Source organism: Pelotomaculum isophthalicicum JI (assembly GCF_029478095.1).
Taxonomy (GTDB): domain Bacteria; phylum Bacillota; class Desulfotomaculia; order Desulfotomaculales; family Pelotomaculaceae; genus Pelotomaculum_D; species Pelotomaculum_D isophthalicicum.
This window is the reverse complement of sequence record NZ_JAKOAV010000029.1, coordinates 16,574-35,602: the sequence shown is the minus strand read 5'-3', so window position 1 is coordinate 35,602 and position 19,029 is coordinate 16,574. Positions and strand designations below refer to the sequence as shown.

Below are 19,029 nucleotides of genomic sequence, written 5' to 3'. Positions count from 1 at the left end.
GTAGCACTGACCTAATATGGTGACGGTCAGTTACGGTCATATATAGAACTTCGCATTAGAGAAAAATTTATAAAAATTCTTTATATAAGAGGTTTATGGGTAGACCTTCACAGACCGTCACCAATTTTGATGGAGATATAGCGATGAGAGAAAAAGAAATAGAAAAGAAGTTAACTTTAGAAGTAAAAAAGCGTGGCGGGCTGGCAGTGAAGTTTGTATCTCCCGGCTTTGATGGTATGCCGGATAGAATCCTTCTAATGCCTGAAGGAAAGATGGCCTTTGTTGAGGTTAAGGCCCCTGGTAAGTGCCCGCGCCCATTACAGATGGCAAGGCACAAATTGCTTAGAGCATTAGGCTTTTTAGTTTTTGTACTAGACGACGAGAGTCAGATTGGAGGGATTTTAGATGCAGTACAATCCACATGATTATCAGAAATACGCTATCAGTTATATCGAATCTCATCCGGTGTCAGCAGTACTGCTTGATATGGGTTTAGGAAAAACAAGTATCGCTCTTACTGCTATAAATGACCTGCTGTTTGATTACTTCGATGCACATAAGGTATTAGTGGTAGCACCACTTCGAGTGGCAAGAGATACCTGGCCAGCTGAAATTGCTAAATGGGATCACCTATCTGACCTGATCATTTCTGTTGCAGTAGGAAGCACTGCTGAACGGGTTCAAGCGTTAAAAGCCGCAGCCGATATCTATGTAATCAATCGTGAGAATCTTTCCTGGCTCATTGATGAGAGTGGGCTTTCATTTGATTTCGATACAGTCATTATTGATGAGCTTTCTTCCTTCAAAAACCATCAGGCCAAGCGCTTTAAGTCTTTTATGAAGGTGCGTCCTAAAGTAAAGCGCATTATTGGAATGACAGGAACACCAAGCAGCAATGGACTAATGGATTTATGGGCAGAGTTCAAATTGCTTGACATGGGTGTAAGACTTGGAAGGTTCATAACTGCGTTTCGTAACAACTACTTCATGCCGGATAAAAGAAATGGCCAGATTATTTACAGTTACAAGCCTCTTCCGGGAGCGGAGAAATGCATTTACAAGAAAATTTCCGATATTACAATTTCAATGAAGTCAACGGATTATCTTAAGATGCCTGAACTGGTTAGTAGTGAATACACGGTTATGCTTTCTGAAAAAGAGGCAGAACGCTATGACGAATTAGCAAAAGACCTTGTACTTAAGCTTCCTGATGGTGAGGTTACTGCTGGGAATGCTGCAGCACTTTCCAACAAGCTCTGCCAGATGGCTAACGGTGCCATTTATAAAGATAGCGGTGAAACTCAGGTCATCCATAATCAGAAATTGGATGCATTGGAGGACATTATTGAAGCAGCTGCCGGAAAGCCAATACTTGTGGCCTATTGGTATAAACACGACTATGAAAGAATCGTAGAAAAACTTCATTGCATAAAGGTTCCATTTTCTAAGCTGGATACTGCTGAAAGTATTCGAAGGTGGAACAACAAGGAAATACCTGTCGGTTTAATTCATCCGGCATCTGCAGGACATGGCTTAAATCTTCAGGCTGGTGGCTCTTGTATTGTGTGGTTCGGTCTTACCTGGTCATTAGAGTTATATCAACAGACAAATGCTAGGCTCTGGCGTCAGGGCCAAACAGCTGAAACGGTTGTGGTGCAGCACATCGTTACCAAAGGTACTATTGATGAGCGTGTCTTGAGGGCTCTTTCCTTAAAGGATAAAAGCCAGTCGGCGCTTATCGAAGCAGTCAAAGCTGATCTGCAAATGAGAGTCAAATAAAGACAATCCGTGCCAATCCGAGAAACAAAAACTTGGAGGTGCGATATGGAACCATATGAAAGTTTAGCGAATGCGATTATAGTACAGGCAGTCAAGGATTACCGGGAAGCCTTACAGCGTTTGGGCCGTCACCCAGAGAAAAATGATTACAAAGCTGAGGTTAACTCTCTTGAGCGCTTCTTCTGTTCTGGCTGGTATCAGATGTTGACTGATCTTGACGGTACCATCTTAATGCGCAAGATACGAGAAAAACTGGAGGTGCCCGCCTATGACTGCTAAAGAATATTTGTCCCAAGCCTATCGTTTGGACCAGCGGATCAACAGCAAGCTGGAGCAGGTTGCTTCATTGAATGAATTGGCAACTAAATGTACTACAACATTGACGGGGATGCCACGTAATCCGAGTCATGGAACATCTATGATGGCCGACGCTATTTGTAAAATCATTGATCTTCAGAACGAGATCAACAAAGACATTGATCGCCTTGTAGACTTAAAGGGTGAAATAATAGGAGTCATAAAAGCGGTTGACAGTTTGGAGTGCCAGACGCTTCTAGAGCTACGATACTTATGCTTTAAATCGTGGGAGCAAATCGCAGTGGACCTGGGATATAATGTACGCCATGTTTATCGTCTGCACGATGTTGCCACCTCACTAATTAAACTTCCTGAAACAAGTCAGTGAATGTCACTGTTTGTCAGTGTGGTTCGTGTGTTACTATTACAATAGAGAAATAGAATTCCAAAGGCCATCGTGGAGATATCTGCGGTGGCTTTTGTTATGCCCTGAAAGCGAGGTGAACCAATGCCCTACAAACCTAAGCGTCCTTGTGCTTACCCCGGCTGCGGTCGGCTTGCTGAACGCGAGCAATACTGTGCCGAGCATCAAAAAGCAATGGATAAACACTACAACCAGTACGAAAGAGATCCTGCTTCCAACAAACGATATGGTCGTGCTTGGAAACGTATCCGTGACCGCTACATCAAGTCGCATCCTCTTTGTGAGGAATGTGAGAAGCAAGGTAAGCTTACTCCTGCTGAAGAGGTACACCACATCCTTCCGCTTTCCAAAGGCGGCGGCAATGAGAAGAGCAATCTAATGGCTCTTTGTAAATCCTGTCACTCTCGAATCACTGCCGAGAGCGGTGACCGGTGGGGGAGGTCAAATCTCTAAAATTTTTTAAAGCGGACAGCGGCGTGGGGCTTCGTGTTAAAAAACGCGGTTTCAAACAAGGGAATAGCCCCAACCCTGCTAAGTGAGGTGAAAATATGGCGAAAGACGGTACAAATCGAGGCGGCGCTCGTGTAGGTGCAGGTGCGAAAAAGAAGCCCCTGACTGATAAAATAGCCGAAGGCAATCCAGGAGGCAGAAAACTGACCGTGATGGAATTTAAGGATACGGCAGACCTAAAAGGACTTGAAATGCCTGAGCCAAATAAAATGCTTGAAGCTATACAAAAAGACGGCAAAGCACTGGTTGCAGGAGAAATCTACAGAAATACATGGCAGTGGCTGAACGAACGCGGATGTGCTGTTCTCGTATCGCCGCAGTTGTTGGAACGCTACGCCATGAGCGTGGCTCGTTGGATTCAATGTGAGGAAGCTGTCACAGAATATGGCTTTTTAGCAAAACACCCGACTACTGGCAATGCCATTCAAAGCCCCTATGTGGCAATGGGCCAGAATTACATGAACCAAACTAATCGGCTGTGGATGGAGATATTCCAGATTGTTAAAGAAAACTGTACAGGTGAATACAACGGCGCTAGTCCGCAGGACGATGTAATGGAACGTCTGCTCATGGCAAGGCGAGGAAAATAAATCAGATAGGAGGAAAATATGATTACTTATAAAACAGCGGAAAGTGTCTGCATGGGACATCCGGATAAACTCTGTGATCTCATTGCTGACAATATTTTGGATGCTTGTCTTCGTAAAGACAAAGCTTCTCGCGTGGCCTGTGAGGTCATGGCGACCAAAGGTAAAATTATCGTGGCGGGCGAAATCACCTGCAGCGGTAAAGTAGACATACGCTTCATCGTAAAAAATGTACTTCGTGAGGTGGGATACAATCCGTGGAAGTTCACAGTTTTTGTTTTTGTACACCAGCAAAGCTCAGATATTGCGGCGGGTGTAGATAATGCACTTGAAGCAAGAAATGGTATCAATGATCCATACGGTTCTGTGGGCGCTGGTGACCAAGGCACGGTTTACGGTTACGCAACCAATGAAACCCGTGAGAACCTGCCCCTCCCACTGGTGCTTTCTCATCGCATCATAAAGCGCATTGACAACTGCCGGAAAGGAAAACTCATTAAGGGTATTCTGCCTGACGGCAAAGCACAGGTTACTGTGGAATATGAGGATGGCATGCCCAAGCGTGTGAAAGCCATTGTAGTTTCAGTTCAGCATGATAAGGATAAAACCCAGGAAGAACTGCGTTCGGATATCAGAAATAATGTACTTTGGCAGTGTTTTGAGGATTTTCCGTTTGATGATGATACTGAAATCCTTATTAATCCCTCCGGCAGATTTGTTGAAGGTGGTCCCACTGCTGATACAGGTTTAACCGGCAGAAAAATCATGGTTGATACTTATGGCGGCCTTGCATCCCACGGTGGCGGTGCACTTTGCGGCAAAGACCCGACCAAGGTTGACCGAAGCGGAGCATATATGGCGAGATACATTGCAAAGAACATCGTATGGAGCGGTCTTGCAGAGAAATGTGAGGTCGCTCTTTCTTATGCAATTGGTAAGGCAAACCCTGTGGCAGTCGACGTGACTTCCTTTAGTACTAGCAAACTCACCGATGAGCTGCTTGCCAATATTGTGCAGGAGGTGTTTAATCTCCGACCAGCTGCAATCATCGAAAAACTAAGGCTGCGAAATTCCATCTACTCCGATACGGCGGTTTATGGACATTTCAATTCCTGTCTGTTCCCGTGGGAGGATGTAAACATGTACACAAATTTAAGAAAGGCGGCTGAGAAATATGCAGATAGAAAAACTGAAAACTGAGCTATTGATTCCAGCCGACTACAATCCTCGTAAAGACTTGAAACCCGGTGACCCGGAATACGAAAAGCTGAAACGCTCCATCGAGCAGTTCGGCTATGTTGAACCTGTTATATGGAATAAGACCACATCTCATGTTGTAGGTGGCCACCAGCGTTTGAAGGTGCTGCTTGATATGGGCATCACCGAAGTCGAGTGTGTGGTTATTGAAATGGATGAGGATAAAGAAAAGGCACTCAACATCGCCCTCAATAAAATCAGTGGTGATTGGGATAAGGATAAGCTGGCTCTCCTCATTGCGGATTTGCAGGGAGCGGACTTTGACGTGTCCCTCACCGGCTTTGAGCCTGCCGAACTTGATGCGCTTTTTAAGGATTCGCTCAAGGACGGTATTCATGATGATGACTTCGATGTGGATGCTGAACTGCAAAAGCCCGCACTCACCAAGAAAGGCGATGTTTGGTTGCTTGGGCAGCACAGGCTAGTCTGTGGTGATTCTACTAAGGCTGACACTTTCATTCTATTGATGGACGGGAAACTCGCAAATCTTGTTGTAACTGACCCTCCGTACAACGTCAACTATGAAGGTTCGGCGGGTAAAATTAAGAATGACAATATGGGAAATGAAGCATTCTACAATTTTCTGCTTGAGGCGTTTAAGAACACCGAAGTGGCAATGGCGAAGGATGCTTCTATTTATGTGTTCCATGCAGATACTGAAGGTCTGAATTTCAGAAAGGCATTCTCTGAATCAGGTTTCTACCTTTCCGGTACTTGCATCTGGAAAAAGCAGTCGCTTGTTCTTGGCCGCTCACCTTATCAATGGCAGCATGAGCCTGTTCTTTTCGGCTGGAAGAAGTCTGGAAAGCACAACTGGTATGCTGATCGTAAGCAGACCACCATCTGGGAATTTGAAAAGCCGAAGAAGAATGGTGACCATCCCACGATGAAGCCTGTGGCACTGGTAGCATACCCGATCCTCAACTCAAGCCTGACCAACTGCATCGTGCTCGATCCTTTCGGTGGTTCAGGAAGTACGCTCATAGCCTGTGATCAGACTGAGCGCATTTGCTACACTGTTGAGCTTGATGAAAAGTACTGCGACGTCATTGTAAAAAGGTATATTGAGCAAGCCGGAAACGCAGATGGTGTATTTCTTTTGAGAGATGGCGAGGAGTATAAGTATCATGATCTGCAGGAAGTAAATGCTGACGACTAAATTCCAGCTACACAAATACCGCTGAATAATCGGAGCAGTTTCCCTACAGCAATATGCTCGAAACGACTTGCTATTTACAGCATTCAGAGTGATATATGTAGTACCGAAAAAGAAAGGCGGTATGAAAAATGCAGATTAATTATAATGTAACAGGCACAAAACGAAAATCATTGGTAGGTGCAATCAGCCAGGAACTAAATGCTCCGACAAAATACCTTGGTGCACCTACCTTCGCTTATGAGGTAGGCGGCTACCACATTGACAAGAACGGAATGCTTAGAGGAGATGACAATCCTGGACTGGTTGCTGACCTACAGGGATTGCATGACTTCAAGGCTATTACAGAAGAATACGACACTCCACTCCCGGAAGCAGAACAAGTACCAGAGGATGTTCAAATTCCATACGAAGCCGCTCTTGGTGGCAGGGTCAGCCCTTACTGCGATTACGAGGAGCCACCCGCATATGGGGAACCTGAACAAGCGGATTCGCTCGAAACCAACCTTTTGACCATCGAGATGCCAAGGTCGACTTTCACCGATATGGCTCTTGAAAACCTTAAGCGATTGGTTGAAAGCAAAGCTTCTCTAATCCAAAAGGCTCTCGGTACTGATTGCAGCACTATCATTACAGGCGAAGAAACTATCAGTTTCCCTTGGTTTCAAGGAGAGCTTGCTTCATATGAGGTCAAAGCCTACACCCATTTTGTTACTGCGCTCTGCGAGATGGCAAAAACACAGCAAAGAGTCAATGCTACCGAAAAGCAAGTGGAAAATGAGAAGTACGCTTTTAGATGTTTCCTCATCCGGCTTGGTTTTGTCGGCACTGAATACAAAATGGAACGCAAAATCCTGCTAAAGAACCTATCAGGCAATAGCGCCTTTAAGAATGGCGCTCCGACTAAAGCTGAGGAGGTAACGGCTGATGAATAACTTTCCTTCAAGGGAGACGGTGGAACGCCTCCGTAAGCAATACCCATCTGGCACACGAGTGGAATTGGTACACATGAACGATCCTTATTCCAAGCTAAGGCCCGGCGATCAAGGAACCGTGGACTTCGTGGACGACACAGGTACAATTTTCTGCTCATGGGATATCGGTTCCTCCCTCGGCGTTGTGTACGGAGAGGATGCAGTGCGTAAGCTGTAACGGTATCTGGTTTCGTAGAAACACACCCATAAATTGATGTGTTTTATCTCTCGGATTTCGCTTGCTATATAAGCCTTTTAGAGTGATATATGTACATGCGCAAAGCGCAAAACATACACATTCAGGAGGAAAACCACATGTTTACAAGCAAATTCGGGATTGAGATTGAGTTTACAGGTATCACAAGAAACGAAGCGGCTAAAGTAGCTGCCGACTTCCTTAACGGGACGGTTATACACACAGGCGATTATTACGACACCAAGAAGATAACGACCCCAGATGGACGGGTTTGGAAGTTTATGAGCGACAGCAGCATCTCCTGCCAAAAGAAACAAGGACGCCAGAAGGTAGCTGCCACCCGGGATTATAGCGTAGAGCTGGTAAGCCCCATCCTAACCTACCGCGAGGATATTGAAACATTGCAGGAACTAGTGAGACAGCTACGTCACGCTGGCGGATTTGCAAACAACTCCTGCGGAATTCACATACACCTTGACGGCTCAGACCATACATCGAGGAGCATTAGGAACTTCGTGAACATCATCGCCAGCAAGAACGACCTTTTTTACAAGGCTTTGCAGATAGCACCTGAACGAATGAGTTACTGCAAAAAGATGGATAGCCTCTTGGTCGAGAAATTAAACCGACGCAAACCGAAAACGATGGAAGCCATCGAGAGCCTTTGGTACGAGGGCTACAGCGAAAGCACCAGCCGTCACTACCATTCAAGCCGATACCATTTTCTTAACCTGCACAGCTTTTTCACCGGCAACCATACGGTCGAGCTTCGAGGCTTCAACAGCGAGCTACACGCAGGTAAGGTAAGAAGCTACATTGTTCTCGCCCTTGCTCTCAACCACCAGGCACTCACACAGAAATGCGCCTCGGCAAAGAAACCGCAGGCTGAAAATGAAAAGTTCGCAATGCGGACCTACCTCAACCGCATCGGTTTCATCGGCGAGGAATTCGCAAACTGCCGGGAGCACTTGACCGCTCACTTAGACGGCTCGGCGGCTTGGCGATTTCGGGCAGCCTGAACGGTTGCCCCGCAAAAATAAGGAGGACAAAGACAATGAATAAAACATTCTATCTCGCCTATGGCTCAAATCTTAACCTTGAGCAAATGGCGCACCGTTGCCCCACAGCAAAACCTGTCGGGCCGGTAGTTTTGAAGGACTACCAGTTATTGTTTCGAGGGGCACATGGCGGCTCTGTGGCGACCGTGGAACCTTTTAAGGGCAAGACAGTGCCATGCCTGCTGTGGGAGATTACCCCGGCTGACGAAGCTGCACTCGATCGCTACGAGGGTTTTCCGTTCCTCTACCGAAAGGAAACAGTCAAAGTCAAACTTGGCAAAAAGAACGTAGAAACTATGGTGTACATCATGAATGAAGGTCGACCACTCGGCACTCCAAGCTGCTATTATTACAGCGTTATCTTAGATGGCTACAAGACTGCAGACTTCGATATCGGTATTCTAAAACAGGCTGTGGAGGATTCTAAGGAGGTCGAAAATGGATAAGAAGATAAAGGAACAGATTCTCGCCATCCGCGCAACAGGTGAAACGAACATGTTTGATGTGCCGAAGGTGAAGGAAATCGCTATGAGAGAGGGATACGCTGAGTTGCTTGTTTACCTCGCGGATAACACTGGTGCATATGCCCGTTTTATTCTGACGGGCGAAGAGAAATAAATACTAAACACAGAGAACAGTGCCTAAAACGGCTCTGTTTCTCGTACAGAAAGATTTAGAAGGCTTGCTTAATGCAGGTCTATTTTTATGCTCGGAAGGAGGCGGCGGATATACGAAAACTCAAGAAATATACACCAACCCGGTTTAAGTCGGCTGATTCTATCTATGATAAATCCTCCGCCGATTATGCTGTTGCTTTTATCGAAGCCCTCTCACATACCAAAGGTACGTGGGCGGGAAAGCCTTTTGAACTAATCGATTGGCAGGAGAGGATAATTCGTGATGTATTTGGAACTCTGAAGCCGAACGGCTACCGGCAGTTCAACACAGCTTATGTAGAAATACCGAAGAAGATGGGAAAAAGTGAGCTAGCGGCGGCTGTTGCCCTGTTGCTCACCTGCGGAGATAATGAGGAACGCGCTGAGGTTTACGGATGCGCTGCCGACCGCAACCAGGCATCAATTGTTTTTAACGTGGCAGCAGATATGGTGCGGATGTGTCCGGCTCTATCCAAACGAGTGAAAATCCTCGACTCTATGAAGCGACTCATCTATCAGCCGACAGGCAGTATTTATCAGGTGCTTTCAGCTGATGTTGGAAACAAGCATGGCTTTAACACCCACGGTGTGGTGTTTGACGAGCTTCATACCCAGCCAAACAGAAAATTGTACGACGTTATGACCAAGGGCAGTGGTGATGCAAGAATGCAGCCGCTGTATTTCCTTATAACTACTGCTGGCGACAACCACAACAGTATCTGCTGGGAGGTACACCAGAAGGCCCTTGATATTATAAATGGCAGAAAAAATGATCCCACCTTTTATCCCGTTATATATGGGGCCGATCCTGAAGATGACTGGACAGATCCAAAAGTGTGGAAGAAAGCAAATCCATCTTTGGGAATCACCGTCAGCATGGATAAGGTTAAAGCAGCATTTGAATCAGCAAGGCAAAACCCGGCTGAAGAGAACAGCTTCCGACAGCTTCGTCTCAATCAATGGGTAAAGCAGGCTGTGCGCTGGATGCCAATGGACAAATGGGATGCCTGTGCTTTTACCGTTGACACAGAAGCTCTAACAGGGCGCGTCTGCTATGGTGGGCTTGACCTCTCCTCATCGACCGATATTACGGCTTTCGTGCTGGTCTTTCCGCCATTGGATGAGGATGATAAATTTATGGTTATGCCGTTCTTCTGGATACCAGAGGACAATATCGATTTGCGTGTTCGGCGTGACCATGTAAATTACGATGTATGGAAAAAGCAAGGGTTTCTTAAAACCACGGAGGGCAACGTGGTCCATTATGGCTTTATAGAAAGCTTTATAGAAGAGCTTGGTACAAAATATAACATTCGAGAAATCGCCTTTGACCGTTGGGGTGCTGTGCAAATGACGCAGAATCTTGAAAACCTCGGCTTTACGGTTGTTCCATTCGGCCAAGGCTTTAAAGATATGTCTCCACCGACCAAAGAACTGATGAAACTGACCTTGGAACAGAAAATAGCTCACGGAGGTCATCCGGTCCTTCGGTGGATGATGGACAACATATTTGTCCGGACCGACCCTGCCGGAAATATAAAGGCGGATAAGGAAAAGTCGACTGAGAAAATCGACGGCGCGGTAGCAACCATCATGGCACTAGACCGCGCCATCCGATGTGGTAACGGCAGTGGCGGAGAATCGGTGTACAACGAAAGGGGGTTATTAATATTATGAGTATATTTTCAGGGCTGCTTCGTTCCCGCGACAAACCCCAAAACCGTGTGGGTAGCGCGTTTTCATTCTTGTTTGGCGGCACCAGCAGTGGCAAAACAGTAAACGAGCGAACGGCTATGCAGACCACTGCGGTTTATGCCTGCGTAAGAATATTGGCCGAAGCAATCGCTGGACTGCCTTTACATGTATACAGATACCGCTTGGATGGTGGGAAGGAACGCATCGCACAGCACCCACTGTACTATCTTCTTCATAACGAACCTAACCCTGAGATGACTTCATTCGTGTTTCGAGAAACACTGATGAGTCATCTTTTAATTTGGGGCAATGCTTACGCGCAGATTGTCCGAAACGGTCGCGGTCAGGCTGTTGCGCTTTACCCACTGTTACCAAACAAGATGGAAGTCGGCCGTGCTCAAAACGGCGAGCTGGTTTACACCTATTACCGTGATGTTGACGAAAGCGGACTAAAGCCTAAAGGCGGCTATGTTACGCTCCGCAAGGATGAGGTGCTCCACATACCTGGTCTTGGTTTTGATGGACTTATTGGCTACAGCCCCATAGCAATGGCCAAGAACGCCATCGGCATGTCACTTGCCACTGAGGAATACGGTGCTGCGTTCTTCGCTAACGGTGCAAATCCCGGCGGCGTATTGGAGCATCCCGGTGTAATCAAGGATATTCAGCGAGTCAAAGATAGCTGGAACAGCGCTTATCAAGGAAGCGGTAACGCTCATAGGGTTGCCGTACTGGAAGAAGGCATGAAGTTTCAGGCAATTGGCATTCCACCGGAGCAGGCGCAATTTCTGGAAACACGTAAATTCCAAATTAACGAGATCGCACGTATCTTCCGTGTGCCGCCACACATGGTGGGTGATCTAGAGAAATCCAGCTTCTCCAACATCGAGCAACAATCGCTGGAGTTCGTAAAATACACACTCGATCCGTGGGTAGTTCGCTGGGAGCAGAGCCTTCAGCAATCGTTAATTCTGCCTTCAGAGAAAACGTCGCTGTTCATCAAGTTTAACCTGGATGGATTGCTTCGAGGCGACTACCAAAGTCGCATGAACGGTTATTCAGTCGGAAGGCAAAACGGATGGATGTCTGCTAACGACATCCGTGAACTGGAGGATATGAACCGCATCCCAGCTGAGGAAGGCGGTGATTTGTATCTTGTGAACGGCAATATGCTCCCGCTCTCACAGGCGGGCAATTTTTATGAAAAGGAGGCTAATGGCCAATGAGAAAATTCTGGAACTGGGTGCGAGATGAAGCCACCGAAGAGCGCACCCTCTACCTCAACGGAGAAATCTCCGACGAGACCTGGTGGGGCGATGAAGTAACACCAAAGCTATTCAAGGATGAATTGATGGCTGGCTCCGGCAATGTTACGGTGTGGATCAACTCGCCCGGTGGTGATGTATTCGCTGCTGCGCAGATCTATAACATGCTAATGGAGTATACCGGAAAAGTCACCGTGAAGATCGACGGATTGGCAGCAAGTGCGGCATCAGTTATTGCTATGGCAGGTGGCGATGTATATATGTCGCCGGTTTCCATGCTGATGATCCATAATCCTTCGACCATCGCAATCGGCGACAGCGAGGAGATGCTCCGCGCCAAAGCTTTGTTGGATGAGGTCAAGGAAAGCATCATCAACGCATATGAACTGAAATCCGGACTATCCCGCGCAAAGCTATCGCATCTCATGGATGCGGAGACTTGGATGAATGCGAACAAAGCCATTGAGCTTGGCTTCGCTGACAAAATCATGTTCACGGAAGGTGAAGATCGTATCCCTCTTGATACAGGGCAAGGACTTATATTCTCCCGTGCAGCTGTGTGCAACTCCCTACTTGGGAAAATACCCAAAAAATCAAAACCGAAAACAGGTACCCCGATAGAGTCGCTGGAAAAGCGGCTTTCTTTAATTTCACACTAATTTGAAGGAGGAAATTACAATGAGTAAGATTCTTGAATTGCGCGAAAAGCGCGCTAAGGCTTGGGATGCGGCAAAGGCATTCCTTGATACGAAACGTGGTGGTGACGGGCTTTTGTCCGCTGAGGATACCACTACTTATGAGAAGATGGAAAACGACGTCGTGGCATTAGGTAAAGAAATTGAGCGCCTCGAGCGTCAGGCCTCTATCGACTTGGAACTCTCTAAAGCTACTAGCAATCCCATTACAAACGCTCCATCCAAAGGAGCTGAAGAAAAGACCGGTCGAGCATCCGCCGAATACAGGAAAGCGTTCTGGAATGCTATGCGTACTCGTGCAGGTGAAGGACTTGATGTAAACGTAAGAAATGCCCTGCAAATAGGTACAGACACCGAGGGTGGTTATCTCGTACCTGACGAGTTTGAGCGTACGCTGGTGGAGGCCCTCGAGGATGAGAACATCTTCCGTTCACTGGCCAATGTTATCACCACATCTTCCGGTGATAGGAAGATTCCAGTCGTAGCTACCAAAGGTACTGCTTCTTGGGTCGATGAGGAAGGTACTATTACAGAGAGCGACGACAGCTTCGGTCAGGTGTCAATCGGTGCCTACAAACTTGCAACCTTGATCAAAGTCTCCGAGGAGTTGCTGAACGATTCTGTGTTCAACCTCGAAGCCTACATCTCTAAAGAGTTCGCAAGGCGTATCGGCAATAAAGAAGAGGAAGCTTTCTTCACCGGCGATGGCTCCGGTAAACCGACTGGCATCCTTGCCGCTACAGGTGGTGCCCAAATCGGTGTAACTACAGCAGGTGCTACAGCAATCACCATGGATGAGGTGCTCGATCTGTTCTACTCACTTAAGGCTCCTTACCGTAACAGGGCTGTATTCGTTATGAACGATGCTACTGTAAAGGCAATACGTAAACTAAAGGACGGTCAAGGCCAGTACCTTTGGCAGCCTTCACTTCAGGCAGGTACGCCTGATACCATCATGAACCGCCCTCTGTACACCTCGGCATATGTGCCAACTATTGCTGCGACTGCCAAGAGCATCGTGTTTGGTGACTTCAGCTATTACTGGGTAGCCGACCGTCAGGGACGTATGTTTAAGAGATTAAACGAGCTTTATGCAGTCACCGGGCAAGTAGGTTTCGTAGCTACCCAGCGTGTAGACGGTAAGCTGATCCTGCCGGAGGCTATCAAGGTTCTCCAGCAGCACGCATAAGGAGGGCTGACATATGAGTTATAACTCAAAGAACTATATGGAACAGGGCGGCGAAAAGTGGATCATCGGTGGCACACTGGAAGTCCTACCGGGAGCCTCGGTAACGGGGCTTCCTGCTGCAGAGAATCAGGCGGATAGCACGGCCACCGATGTCGCTGGTCTGGTCACGGACTTCAATGCTCTTCTCACAAAGCTAAAAGCAGCGGGTTTGATGGCGGCAGACGAATAATGACCAGAAGGAGGCGGATGGGATGACAACAGATAATCTTCTCCCTAAAGTAAAAGCGAACCTGATCCTGGCACATGATGCAGACGACGGCCTTCTGCTGCATTACATCAAAGCCGCCGTCTCCTACGCGGAGAGCTACCAACATGTCGCTGAGGGTTATTACACTGAAAACACTATGCCGCCCACTACTGAACAGGCAGTAATCATGCTGTCGAGTCATTTCTACGAAAGCAGAGATGGCTCGACGGCTGGTTTCTTTGCAGATAGTGTGCAGGCAGGTCAACAAGTTTGGAACACAGTGAACCTACTGCTTAGGCTCGACCGGGATTGGAAGGTGTAGATTATGAGCTTTGGAAAGATGAACACCTTTATAGATATAATTGAGAGAGTAACTACAAAAGACTCGGAGGGCTTCAGCACTGAGATTGACAATATTGTTGCTTCCCTCAAAGCATATCGGGAAGGTCGGCACGGCACCGAAATGTGGGCGAACAGAGCTGTATTTTCAGAAGCCACCGACCTTTTCCGTTTCCGCTGTATTCCCGGTGTCACTGTTACGACCTCAAAGCTTATTGCTTGTGAAGACGGACGGTTTGAAATCACCTCGGTGGAGGATGTCAAGGGTCGTGAAATGTACATTGAAGTACTCGCCAAGGAGGTGAAGCCCAGTGGCTAAAGTAACTATGAAAATGCCGGAGGACTTTCTTCTGAAGGTTTCCCGGCTAAACGATAAAACAGATGAAATCATCCCTCGTGTGCTTGAGGCTGGCGGTGAGGTTGTGCTTGATAAGGTAAAGTCTAATCTCAATTCAGCGGTTGGTCGTGACACAAAGTATCCTTCGCGTTCCACCGGCGAGCTTTCGGCAGCATTGGGGGTTTCACCCGCTTTACAGGATAGAGATGGCAACTACAACGTTAAAGTCGGCTTTTCCGAACCACGTCGTGATGGAAGCAGTAATGCAAAGATAGCCAATATCATCGAATACGGAAAGTCGGGTCAACCGGCAAAACCATTCTTAAAGCCCGCGAAAAGCACCAGTAGAAAGCCGTGCATCGAGGCGATGAAAGCAAAGCTGGATGAGGAGGTAAATAGGATATGAGTCTACTTTCTGATTTAAACGAAGTCCTGGAACCACTTAATATTCCTATCGAAACTGGTGTGTTCAGCGGTGTGCCACCTGACGAATATCTGGTCTTTATCCCTCTGACGGACATTTTTGAAGTTCACGCGGATAACCGCCCCGGCTTTGATGTGCAGGAAGTGAGGATATCACTTTTCTCAAAAGGCAATTACTTAGTGCGGAAAAGGCAGATTACTACGGCTTTGTTGAATGCGGATTTTACTGTGACTGAACGACGGTACATCGGACACGAAGACGATACTGGATATCACCATTACGCCATTGATGTGGCAAAAAACTATGGATTGGAGGAATAACACATGGCAACTATCGGTCTTGACAGACTGTACTATTCAAAGATAACCGAAGATTCTAGCGGAGTAGAAACCTATGCGGTACCTTCGGTGCTTGCTAAAGCTATTACCGCCGAGCTCTCGGTGGAACTGATCGAGGCGATTTTATATGCGGACGACGGTGCCGCAGAAGTTGTAAAAGACTTTAACAGCGGTACGCTCACCCTCGGCGTGGATGACATTGGACCAACTGTCGCGGCAGATCTAACCGGAGCATCCACCGATGACAACGGTGTGCTGATCTCCGCCAGCGAGAATGTGGGTACACCCGTTGCTGTGGGCTTTAGAGCGCAAAAGGCCAACGGCACATACCGGTACTTCTGGCTCTATCGCGTGAAGTTCGGCCTGCCCGCAACGAATCTGCAGACAAAGGCGGATTCCATCACATTCTCTACACCAACCATCGAAGGGACGGTCATGCGCCGTAACAAGCTGGATGGCATGGGTAAGCACCCATGGAAAGCAGAGGTTACCGAAGGCGATGCAGGCGTATCTTCTGCAACTATCACCGGTTGGTTCACTCAAGTTTACGAACCGGTCTACACGCCGGAACCTTAGGAGGATTAATCTATGGATAATGAGAGAAGCGCCGCAATCAACATCGGCAGTAAAGATTACGAATTGGTTTTGACCACACGTGCGACAAAAGCGATTGCAAATCGTTATGGCGGGCTTGAAAATCTTGGAGAAAAACTTATGAAATCCGAGAACTTCGAGATGGCGCTGGACGAGATTGTTTGGCTAATCACACTGCTAGCAAACCAGTCAATCTTAATTCACAACCTTAAAAATAAGAACTCACCAGAAGAATTGCTTACAGAGGAAGAGGTGGAACTTCTTACTTCACCGCTTGATTTGGCCGCATATAAAAATGCAATTACCGAGGCGATGTTCAAAGGCACAAAGCGCAATGTAGAAAGTGAGGAGGAAACTCCAAAAAACGTGGAAGTCGGGTAACGGACGCTGAAGTCTTTACCCGGCTTCTTTATTATGGAACAGTTCAGATGGGTATGGATGCAGAGGAATTCTGGCTCATGCCCATCGGACTATTCTTTGATTTATGGACCTGTCACAAGCAATGGCACGGAATTGAAAAGCCGAAGAAAACCCGGACAATTGATGATATTATCCCGCCGGGTATATAGGAGGAGGTGAAGATATGGCGGACAATTTTGGTTTGAAAATTGGCGTTGAGGGCGAGCGTGAATTTAAGCAAGCTCTCTCCGATATCAATCAGTCCTTTAAGGTACTGGGAAGTGAAATGACCCTTGTAACCAGCCAGTTTGATAAAAATGATAAATCCATACAGTCGGTTACCGCCCGTAATGCGGTTTTGAATAAAGAGATCGATGCACAGAAAGATAAGATTGCTACTCTTAAAGCTGCTCTTGATAACGCCTCCTCCTCTTTTGGCGAAAATGACCGCCGTACGCAGAATTGGCAGATTCAGCTGAACAAGGCACAAGCGGAACTCAATGGTATGGAACGTGAACTTGAGCAGTCCACAATCGAAGCTGATAATCTTGGTGCAGAATTAGAGGATTCGGGTAAAAGTGCAGAAGATGCTGGTGGCAGGTTTGATAAACTCGGTGGCGTACTCAAGGGAATCGGTGTAGCAATGGGTGCTGTTGCCGTTGCCGCAGGAGCCGCTGCTATTAAGTTAGGCAAAGAAGTAGTCACGCAATTTGGAGAGTTGGAGCAAAACTTGGGCGGATCAGAGGCGGTTTTCGGCGCATACGCTGCGTCTATTCAGAAAACCGGTGAAGAAGCCTATAAAAATCTGGGTATCTCTCAAAGCGAGTATCTTGCTACTGCCAATAAAATGGGTGCGTTGTTCCAAGGTTCTGGTATACAGCAACAGAAAAGCCTTGAACTAACCGAAAAAGCCATGCAACGTGCTGCGGACATGGCATCCGTCATGGGTATTGACATGTCTATGGCGATGGAGGCTGTAACAGGTGCAGCAAAAGGCAACTTCACCATGATGGATAACCTCGGTGTTGCTATGAACGCTACTAACATCCAAGCCTACGCTCTTGCAAAGGGTCTGGACTTTACTTGGAATACCGCAACACAAGCGGAAAAAGCCGAAGTTGCAATGCAGATGTTTTTTGAGAACACCGAGCAGTATGCGGGCAACTTTGCGAAAGAATCAACTCAGACCATTTCTGGTTCGATTGGATTGTTACAAGCTGCGGTTGGCTCTTTTACAGCTGGACTTGGCAATGCCAATGCGGATATGACCAATCTGACTGAGAATCTTGTTGATGCTTTCAAGGCAGTTGTCACTAATATCGTACCGGTTTTAGAGAATATAGTAGCAGCATTACCGACAGCAACGGGCGCAATTTTAGCAGCAGTGGCAGACTTGCTTCCAATGCTTCTTGAATTAGTCACAAATATATTCACGCAGGTACTGGAAACAATTTTAAACCTCTTACCGGAACTTATCCCGGCGGCGGTAAGTGCTCTAATGACAATTGTTGGGGCGTTGATTGATAATCTTCCATTGCTCATAAATGCGGCAATAGAACTGGTAACTGCACTTGTGGATGGAATTGGCATAGCTTTACCTCAGCTCATACCCGCAGCAGTTTCAGCGGTCACGAAGATTGTTCAAGGTTTGATTGAGAACCTGCCAATGCTGCTGGACGCGGCTTTGCAGTTGATAATAGGATTAGCCCAGGGATTAGTTGAAGCAATACCTCAGCTTGTTTCTGCCTTGCCTGCAATTATCGAAGCAGTGGTGGATTTTCTAATAGAATCCATTCCAGAGATTATCGATGCGGGTATTCAATTGTTGACCTCACTGGTTACAGCATTGCCTACCATCATTACGGCAGTTGTGGAAGCAATTCCACAAATCATAGACAGTATTATTAATGCAGTCATTGGATCGATTCCTATGATTATTGATGCAGGCATCCGGCTTCTGATATCGCTAATTCAGGCACTTCCTCAAATAATTACTACTGTTGTAGCCGCAATTCCAAAGATCATAACCTCACTGGTAAATGCCATTGTAGGTAATATCGATAAGATCATTCTAGCGGGTGTTCAGCTGTTTGTGGCATTGATTGCAAACCTGCCAAGGATAATTGTGGAGGTTGTTAAGGCAGTTCCGCAGATCATCTCAGGACTGGTCAGGGCCTTTACCGGTTATATAAGCTCAATGGCCCAAGTGGGTGGCAATCTGATTAAAGGATTGTGGAATGGTATTTCAGACGCGGGTGCATGGCTGTGGAGTAAAATCTCAGGATTTTTCGGTAATGTGGTATCGAAGATTAAGAACTTCTTCGGTATCAACTCTCCTTCAACCCTGTTTGCTGGAATTGGTCGCAATATGGGCGAAGGCATCGGTGTGGGCTTCGAGGATGCAATGACAGCAGTTTCAAGGGATATGCAAAATGCGGTACCTACAAACTTCGATTTGAATTATAGAGGATTATCCGGGCAAGGCAGCACCAACGGCACAAGTATCACACAAAATCTCTCGGTGGTGACACCAAGGGCTCTATCTGAAAAAGAACTGGCACGGGAGTTCAAAAACCTCTCCCGTAAGCTGGCACTTGAATTATAAAGGAGGTC

The 19,029-nt window shown here is 46.9% G+C and carries 25 protein-coding genes; all 25 read left to right on the top strand.

All coding sequences use genetic code 11. The features are described 5' to 3' along the window. The first annotated feature begins 143 nt into the window (after nucleotides 1-143). Nucleotides 144-425 carry a VRR-NUC domain-containing protein gene (locus L7E55_RS13665; protein ID WP_277444850.1) on the top strand — a complete coding sequence of 94 codons (282 nt, stop codon included), beginning with the start codon at nucleotides 144-146 and terminating at the stop codon, nucleotides 423-425. Then, nucleotides 406-1,779, top strand: a complete 1,374-nt coding sequence (locus L7E55_RS13660) for a DEAD/DEAH box helicase (RefSeq protein ID WP_277444849.1) — start codon at nucleotides 406-408, stop codon at nucleotides 1,777-1,779. The genes L7E55_RS13665 and L7E55_RS13660 overlap by 20 nt, the downstream gene beginning before the upstream one ends. 45 nt (nucleotides 1,780-1,824) lie before the next feature. Continuing rightward, nucleotides 1,825-2,058, top strand: coding sequence for a hypothetical protein (locus tag L7E55_RS13655; protein ID WP_092564447.1), 234 nt, complete (start codon nucleotides 1,825-1,827; stop codon nucleotides 2,056-2,058). Continuing rightward, the gene (locus tag L7E55_RS13650) at nucleotides 2,048-2,464 is read left to right on the top strand and encodes a hypothetical protein (RefSeq protein WP_092564444.1); all 417 of its coding nucleotides are present in this window, start codon (nucleotides 2,048-2,050) and stop codon (nucleotides 2,462-2,464) included. The genes L7E55_RS13655 and L7E55_RS13650 overlap by 11 nt, the downstream gene beginning before the upstream one ends. A 120-nt stretch (nucleotides 2,465-2,584) precedes the next feature. Continuing rightward, the gene (locus L7E55_RS13645) at nucleotides 2,585-2,953 is read left to right on the top strand and encodes an HNH endonuclease (RefSeq protein WP_277444848.1); all 369 of its coding nucleotides are present in this window, start codon (nucleotides 2,585-2,587) and stop codon (nucleotides 2,951-2,953) included. A gap of 95 nt (nucleotides 2,954-3,048) precedes the next feature. Further along, a complete protein-coding gene (locus L7E55_RS13640; RefSeq protein WP_257531275.1) occupies nucleotides 3,049-3,600 on the top strand; it encodes a P27 family phage terminase small subunit in 552 nt (183 codons plus the stop codon). Between the two features lie 18 nt (nucleotides 3,601-3,618). Continuing rightward, nucleotides 3,619-4,797 (top strand): methionine adenosyltransferase, encoded by a 1,179-nt coding sequence (gene metK, locus L7E55_RS13635; protein WP_277444847.1) that lies wholly within the window; start codon nucleotides 3,619-3,621, stop codon nucleotides 4,795-4,797. Continuing rightward, on the top strand, nucleotides 4,772-6,013 hold the full coding sequence (locus tag L7E55_RS13630; protein ID WP_277444846.1) for a site-specific DNA-methyltransferase: 1,242 nt from the start codon (nucleotides 4,772-4,774) through the stop codon (nucleotides 6,011-6,013). Before metK ends, L7E55_RS13630 begins: the two co-directional genes overlap by 26 nt. A gap of 128 nt (nucleotides 6,014-6,141) precedes the next feature. Continuing rightward, complete coding sequence (locus L7E55_RS13625) at nucleotides 6,142-6,945, top strand: virulence protein (RefSeq protein ID WP_277444845.1); 804 nt, start codon at nucleotides 6,142-6,144, stop codon at nucleotides 6,943-6,945. After that, entirely contained in the window at nucleotides 6,938-7,162 is a 225-nt protein-coding gene (locus L7E55_RS13620) for a DUF4314 domain-containing protein (protein WP_073587018.1), read from the top strand. The genes L7E55_RS13625 and L7E55_RS13620 overlap by 8 nt, the downstream gene beginning before the upstream one ends. Nucleotides 7,163-7,299: 137 nt before the next feature. Continuing rightward, nucleotides 7,300-8,199, top strand: a complete 900-nt coding sequence (locus tag L7E55_RS13615; RefSeq protein ID WP_277444844.1) for an amidoligase family protein — start codon at nucleotides 7,300-7,302, stop codon at nucleotides 8,197-8,199. A 35-nt stretch (nucleotides 8,200-8,234) separates the two neighbouring features. Beyond that, nucleotides 8,235-8,684: a gamma-glutamylcyclotransferase family protein gene (locus tag L7E55_RS13610; protein ID WP_277444843.1), complete on the top strand. Its 450-nt coding sequence runs from the start codon at nucleotides 8,235-8,237 to the stop codon at nucleotides 8,682-8,684. Next, nucleotides 8,677-8,856, top strand: coding sequence for a DUF5049 domain-containing protein (locus L7E55_RS13605; RefSeq protein ID WP_073587021.1), 180 nt, complete (start codon nucleotides 8,677-8,679; stop codon nucleotides 8,854-8,856). Before L7E55_RS13610 ends, L7E55_RS13605 begins: the two co-directional genes overlap by 8 nt. A 110-nt stretch (nucleotides 8,857-8,966) precedes the next feature. Beyond that, a complete protein-coding gene (locus tag L7E55_RS13600; protein ID WP_338091226.1) occupies nucleotides 8,967-10,571 on the top strand; it encodes a terminase large subunit in 1,605 nt (534 codons plus the stop codon). Next, nucleotides 10,568-11,815 (top strand): phage portal protein, encoded by a 1,248-nt coding sequence (locus tag L7E55_RS13595; protein WP_277444841.1) that lies wholly within the window; start codon nucleotides 10,568-10,570, stop codon nucleotides 11,813-11,815. Before L7E55_RS13600 ends, L7E55_RS13595 begins: the two co-directional genes overlap by 4 nt. Then, entirely contained in the window at nucleotides 11,812-12,513 is a 702-nt protein-coding gene (locus L7E55_RS13590; protein ID WP_274228623.1) for a head maturation protease, ClpP-related, read from the top strand. The genes L7E55_RS13595 and L7E55_RS13590 overlap by 4 nt, the downstream gene beginning before the upstream one ends. 19 nt (nucleotides 12,514-12,532) lie before the next feature. Then, a complete protein-coding gene (locus L7E55_RS13585) occupies nucleotides 12,533-13,738 on the top strand; it encodes a phage major capsid protein (protein ID WP_277444840.1) in 1,206 nt (401 codons plus the stop codon). A gap of 13 nt (nucleotides 13,739-13,751) precedes the next feature. Next, nucleotides 13,752-13,967, top strand: a complete 216-nt coding sequence (locus tag L7E55_RS13580) for a head fiber protein (protein WP_277444839.1) — start codon at nucleotides 13,752-13,754, stop codon at nucleotides 13,965-13,967. A gap of 22 nt (nucleotides 13,968-13,989) precedes the next feature. After that, nucleotides 13,990-14,307, top strand: a complete 318-nt coding sequence (locus L7E55_RS13575) for a head-tail connector protein (RefSeq protein WP_257531304.1) — start codon at nucleotides 13,990-13,992, stop codon at nucleotides 14,305-14,307. Nucleotides 14,308-14,310: 3 nt separating this feature from the next. Further along, nucleotides 14,311-14,643, top strand: coding sequence for a head-tail adaptor protein (locus L7E55_RS13570; protein ID WP_277444838.1), 333 nt, complete (start codon nucleotides 14,311-14,313; stop codon nucleotides 14,641-14,643). Continuing rightward, nucleotides 14,636-15,067, top strand: a complete 432-nt coding sequence (locus L7E55_RS13565; RefSeq protein ID WP_277444837.1) for an HK97 gp10 family phage protein — start codon at nucleotides 14,636-14,638, stop codon at nucleotides 15,065-15,067. The genes L7E55_RS13570 and L7E55_RS13565 overlap by 8 nt, the downstream gene beginning before the upstream one ends. Beyond that, a complete protein-coding gene (locus L7E55_RS13560; RefSeq protein ID WP_277444836.1) occupies nucleotides 15,064-15,405 on the top strand; it encodes a hypothetical protein in 342 nt (113 codons plus the stop codon). The genes L7E55_RS13565 and L7E55_RS13560 overlap by 4 nt, the downstream gene beginning before the upstream one ends. 3 nt (nucleotides 15,406-15,408) lie before the next feature. Next, a complete protein-coding gene (locus L7E55_RS13555) occupies nucleotides 15,409-15,999 on the top strand; it encodes a major tail protein (RefSeq protein WP_277444835.1) in 591 nt (196 codons plus the stop codon). 12 nt (nucleotides 16,000-16,011) lie between these two features. After that, nucleotides 16,012-16,398, top strand: a complete 387-nt coding sequence (locus L7E55_RS13550) for a hypothetical protein (protein WP_277444834.1) — start codon at nucleotides 16,012-16,014, stop codon at nucleotides 16,396-16,398. Between the two features lie 202 nt (nucleotides 16,399-16,600). After that, on the top strand, nucleotides 16,601-19,021 hold the full coding sequence (locus L7E55_RS13545; RefSeq protein WP_277444833.1) for a phage tail protein: 2,421 nt from the start codon (nucleotides 16,601-16,603) through the stop codon (nucleotides 19,019-19,021). Nucleotides 19,022-19,029 lie beyond the last annotated feature (8 nt).

What these genes read in the sequence shown, in the direction of transcription:
- L7E55_RS13545 (WP_277444833.1), top strand. Translation starts at nt 16,601, where the DNA reads ATGGCGGACAATTTTGGTTTGAAAATTGGCGTTGAGGGCGAGCGTGAA.
- L7E55_RS13580 (WP_277444839.1), top strand. Translation starts at nt 13,752, where the DNA reads ATGAGTTATAACTCAAAGAACTATATGGAACAGGGCGGCGAAAAGTGG.
- L7E55_RS13640 (WP_257531275.1), top strand. Translation starts at nt 3,049, where the DNA reads ATGGCGAAAGACGGTACAAATCGAGGCGGCGCTCGTGTAGGTGCAGGT.
- L7E55_RS13550 (WP_277444834.1), top strand. Translation starts at nt 16,012, where the DNA reads ATGGATAATGAGAGAAGCGCCGCAATCAACATCGGCAGTAAAGATTAC.
- L7E55_RS13625 (WP_277444845.1), top strand. Translation starts at nt 6,142, where the DNA reads ATGCAGATTAATTATAATGTAACAGGCACAAAACGAAAATCATTGGTA.
- L7E55_RS13590 (WP_274228623.1), top strand. Translation starts at nt 11,812, where the DNA reads ATGAGAAAATTCTGGAACTGGGTGCGAGATGAAGCCACCGAAGAGCGC.
- metK (WP_277444847.1), top strand. Translation starts at nt 3,619, where the DNA reads ATGATTACTTATAAAACAGCGGAAAGTGTCTGCATGGGACATCCGGAT.
- L7E55_RS13665 (WP_277444850.1), top strand. Translation starts at nt 144, where the DNA reads ATGAGAGAAAAAGAAATAGAAAAGAAGTTAACTTTAGAAGTAAAAAAG.
- L7E55_RS13610 (WP_277444843.1), top strand. Translation starts at nt 8,235, where the DNA reads ATGAATAAAACATTCTATCTCGCCTATGGCTCAAATCTTAACCTTGAG.
- L7E55_RS13555 (WP_277444835.1), top strand. Translation starts at nt 15,409, where the DNA reads ATGGCAACTATCGGTCTTGACAGACTGTACTATTCAAAGATAACCGAA.
- L7E55_RS13645 (WP_277444848.1), top strand. Translation starts at nt 2,585, where the DNA reads ATGCCCTACAAACCTAAGCGTCCTTGTGCTTACCCCGGCTGCGGTCGG.
- L7E55_RS13630 (WP_277444846.1), top strand. Translation starts at nt 4,772, where the DNA reads ATGCAGATAGAAAAACTGAAAACTGAGCTATTGATTCCAGCCGACTAC.
- L7E55_RS13620 (WP_073587018.1), top strand. Translation starts at nt 6,938, where the DNA reads ATGAATAACTTTCCTTCAAGGGAGACGGTGGAACGCCTCCGTAAGCAA.
- L7E55_RS13605 (WP_073587021.1), top strand. Translation starts at nt 8,677, where the DNA reads ATGGATAAGAAGATAAAGGAACAGATTCTCGCCATCCGCGCAACAGGT.
- L7E55_RS13595 (WP_277444841.1), top strand. Translation starts at nt 10,568, where the DNA reads ATGAGTATATTTTCAGGGCTGCTTCGTTCCCGCGACAAACCCCAAAAC.
- L7E55_RS13560 (WP_277444836.1), top strand. Translation starts at nt 15,064, where the DNA reads ATGAGTCTACTTTCTGATTTAAACGAAGTCCTGGAACCACTTAATATT.
- L7E55_RS13660 (WP_277444849.1), top strand. Translation starts at nt 406, where the DNA reads ATGCAGTACAATCCACATGATTATCAGAAATACGCTATCAGTTATATC.
- L7E55_RS13575 (WP_257531304.1), top strand. Translation starts at nt 13,990, where the DNA reads ATGACAACAGATAATCTTCTCCCTAAAGTAAAAGCGAACCTGATCCTG.
- L7E55_RS13585 (WP_277444840.1), top strand. Translation starts at nt 12,533, where the DNA reads ATGAGTAAGATTCTTGAATTGCGCGAAAAGCGCGCTAAGGCTTGGGAT.
- L7E55_RS13650 (WP_092564444.1), top strand. Translation starts at nt 2,048, where the DNA reads ATGACTGCTAAAGAATATTTGTCCCAAGCCTATCGTTTGGACCAGCGG.
- L7E55_RS13570 (WP_277444838.1), top strand. Translation starts at nt 14,311, where the DNA reads ATGAGCTTTGGAAAGATGAACACCTTTATAGATATAATTGAGAGAGTA.
- L7E55_RS13615 (WP_277444844.1), top strand. Translation starts at nt 7,300, where the DNA reads ATGTTTACAAGCAAATTCGGGATTGAGATTGAGTTTACAGGTATCACA.
- L7E55_RS13655 (WP_092564447.1), top strand. Translation starts at nt 1,825, where the DNA reads ATGGAACCATATGAAAGTTTAGCGAATGCGATTATAGTACAGGCAGTC.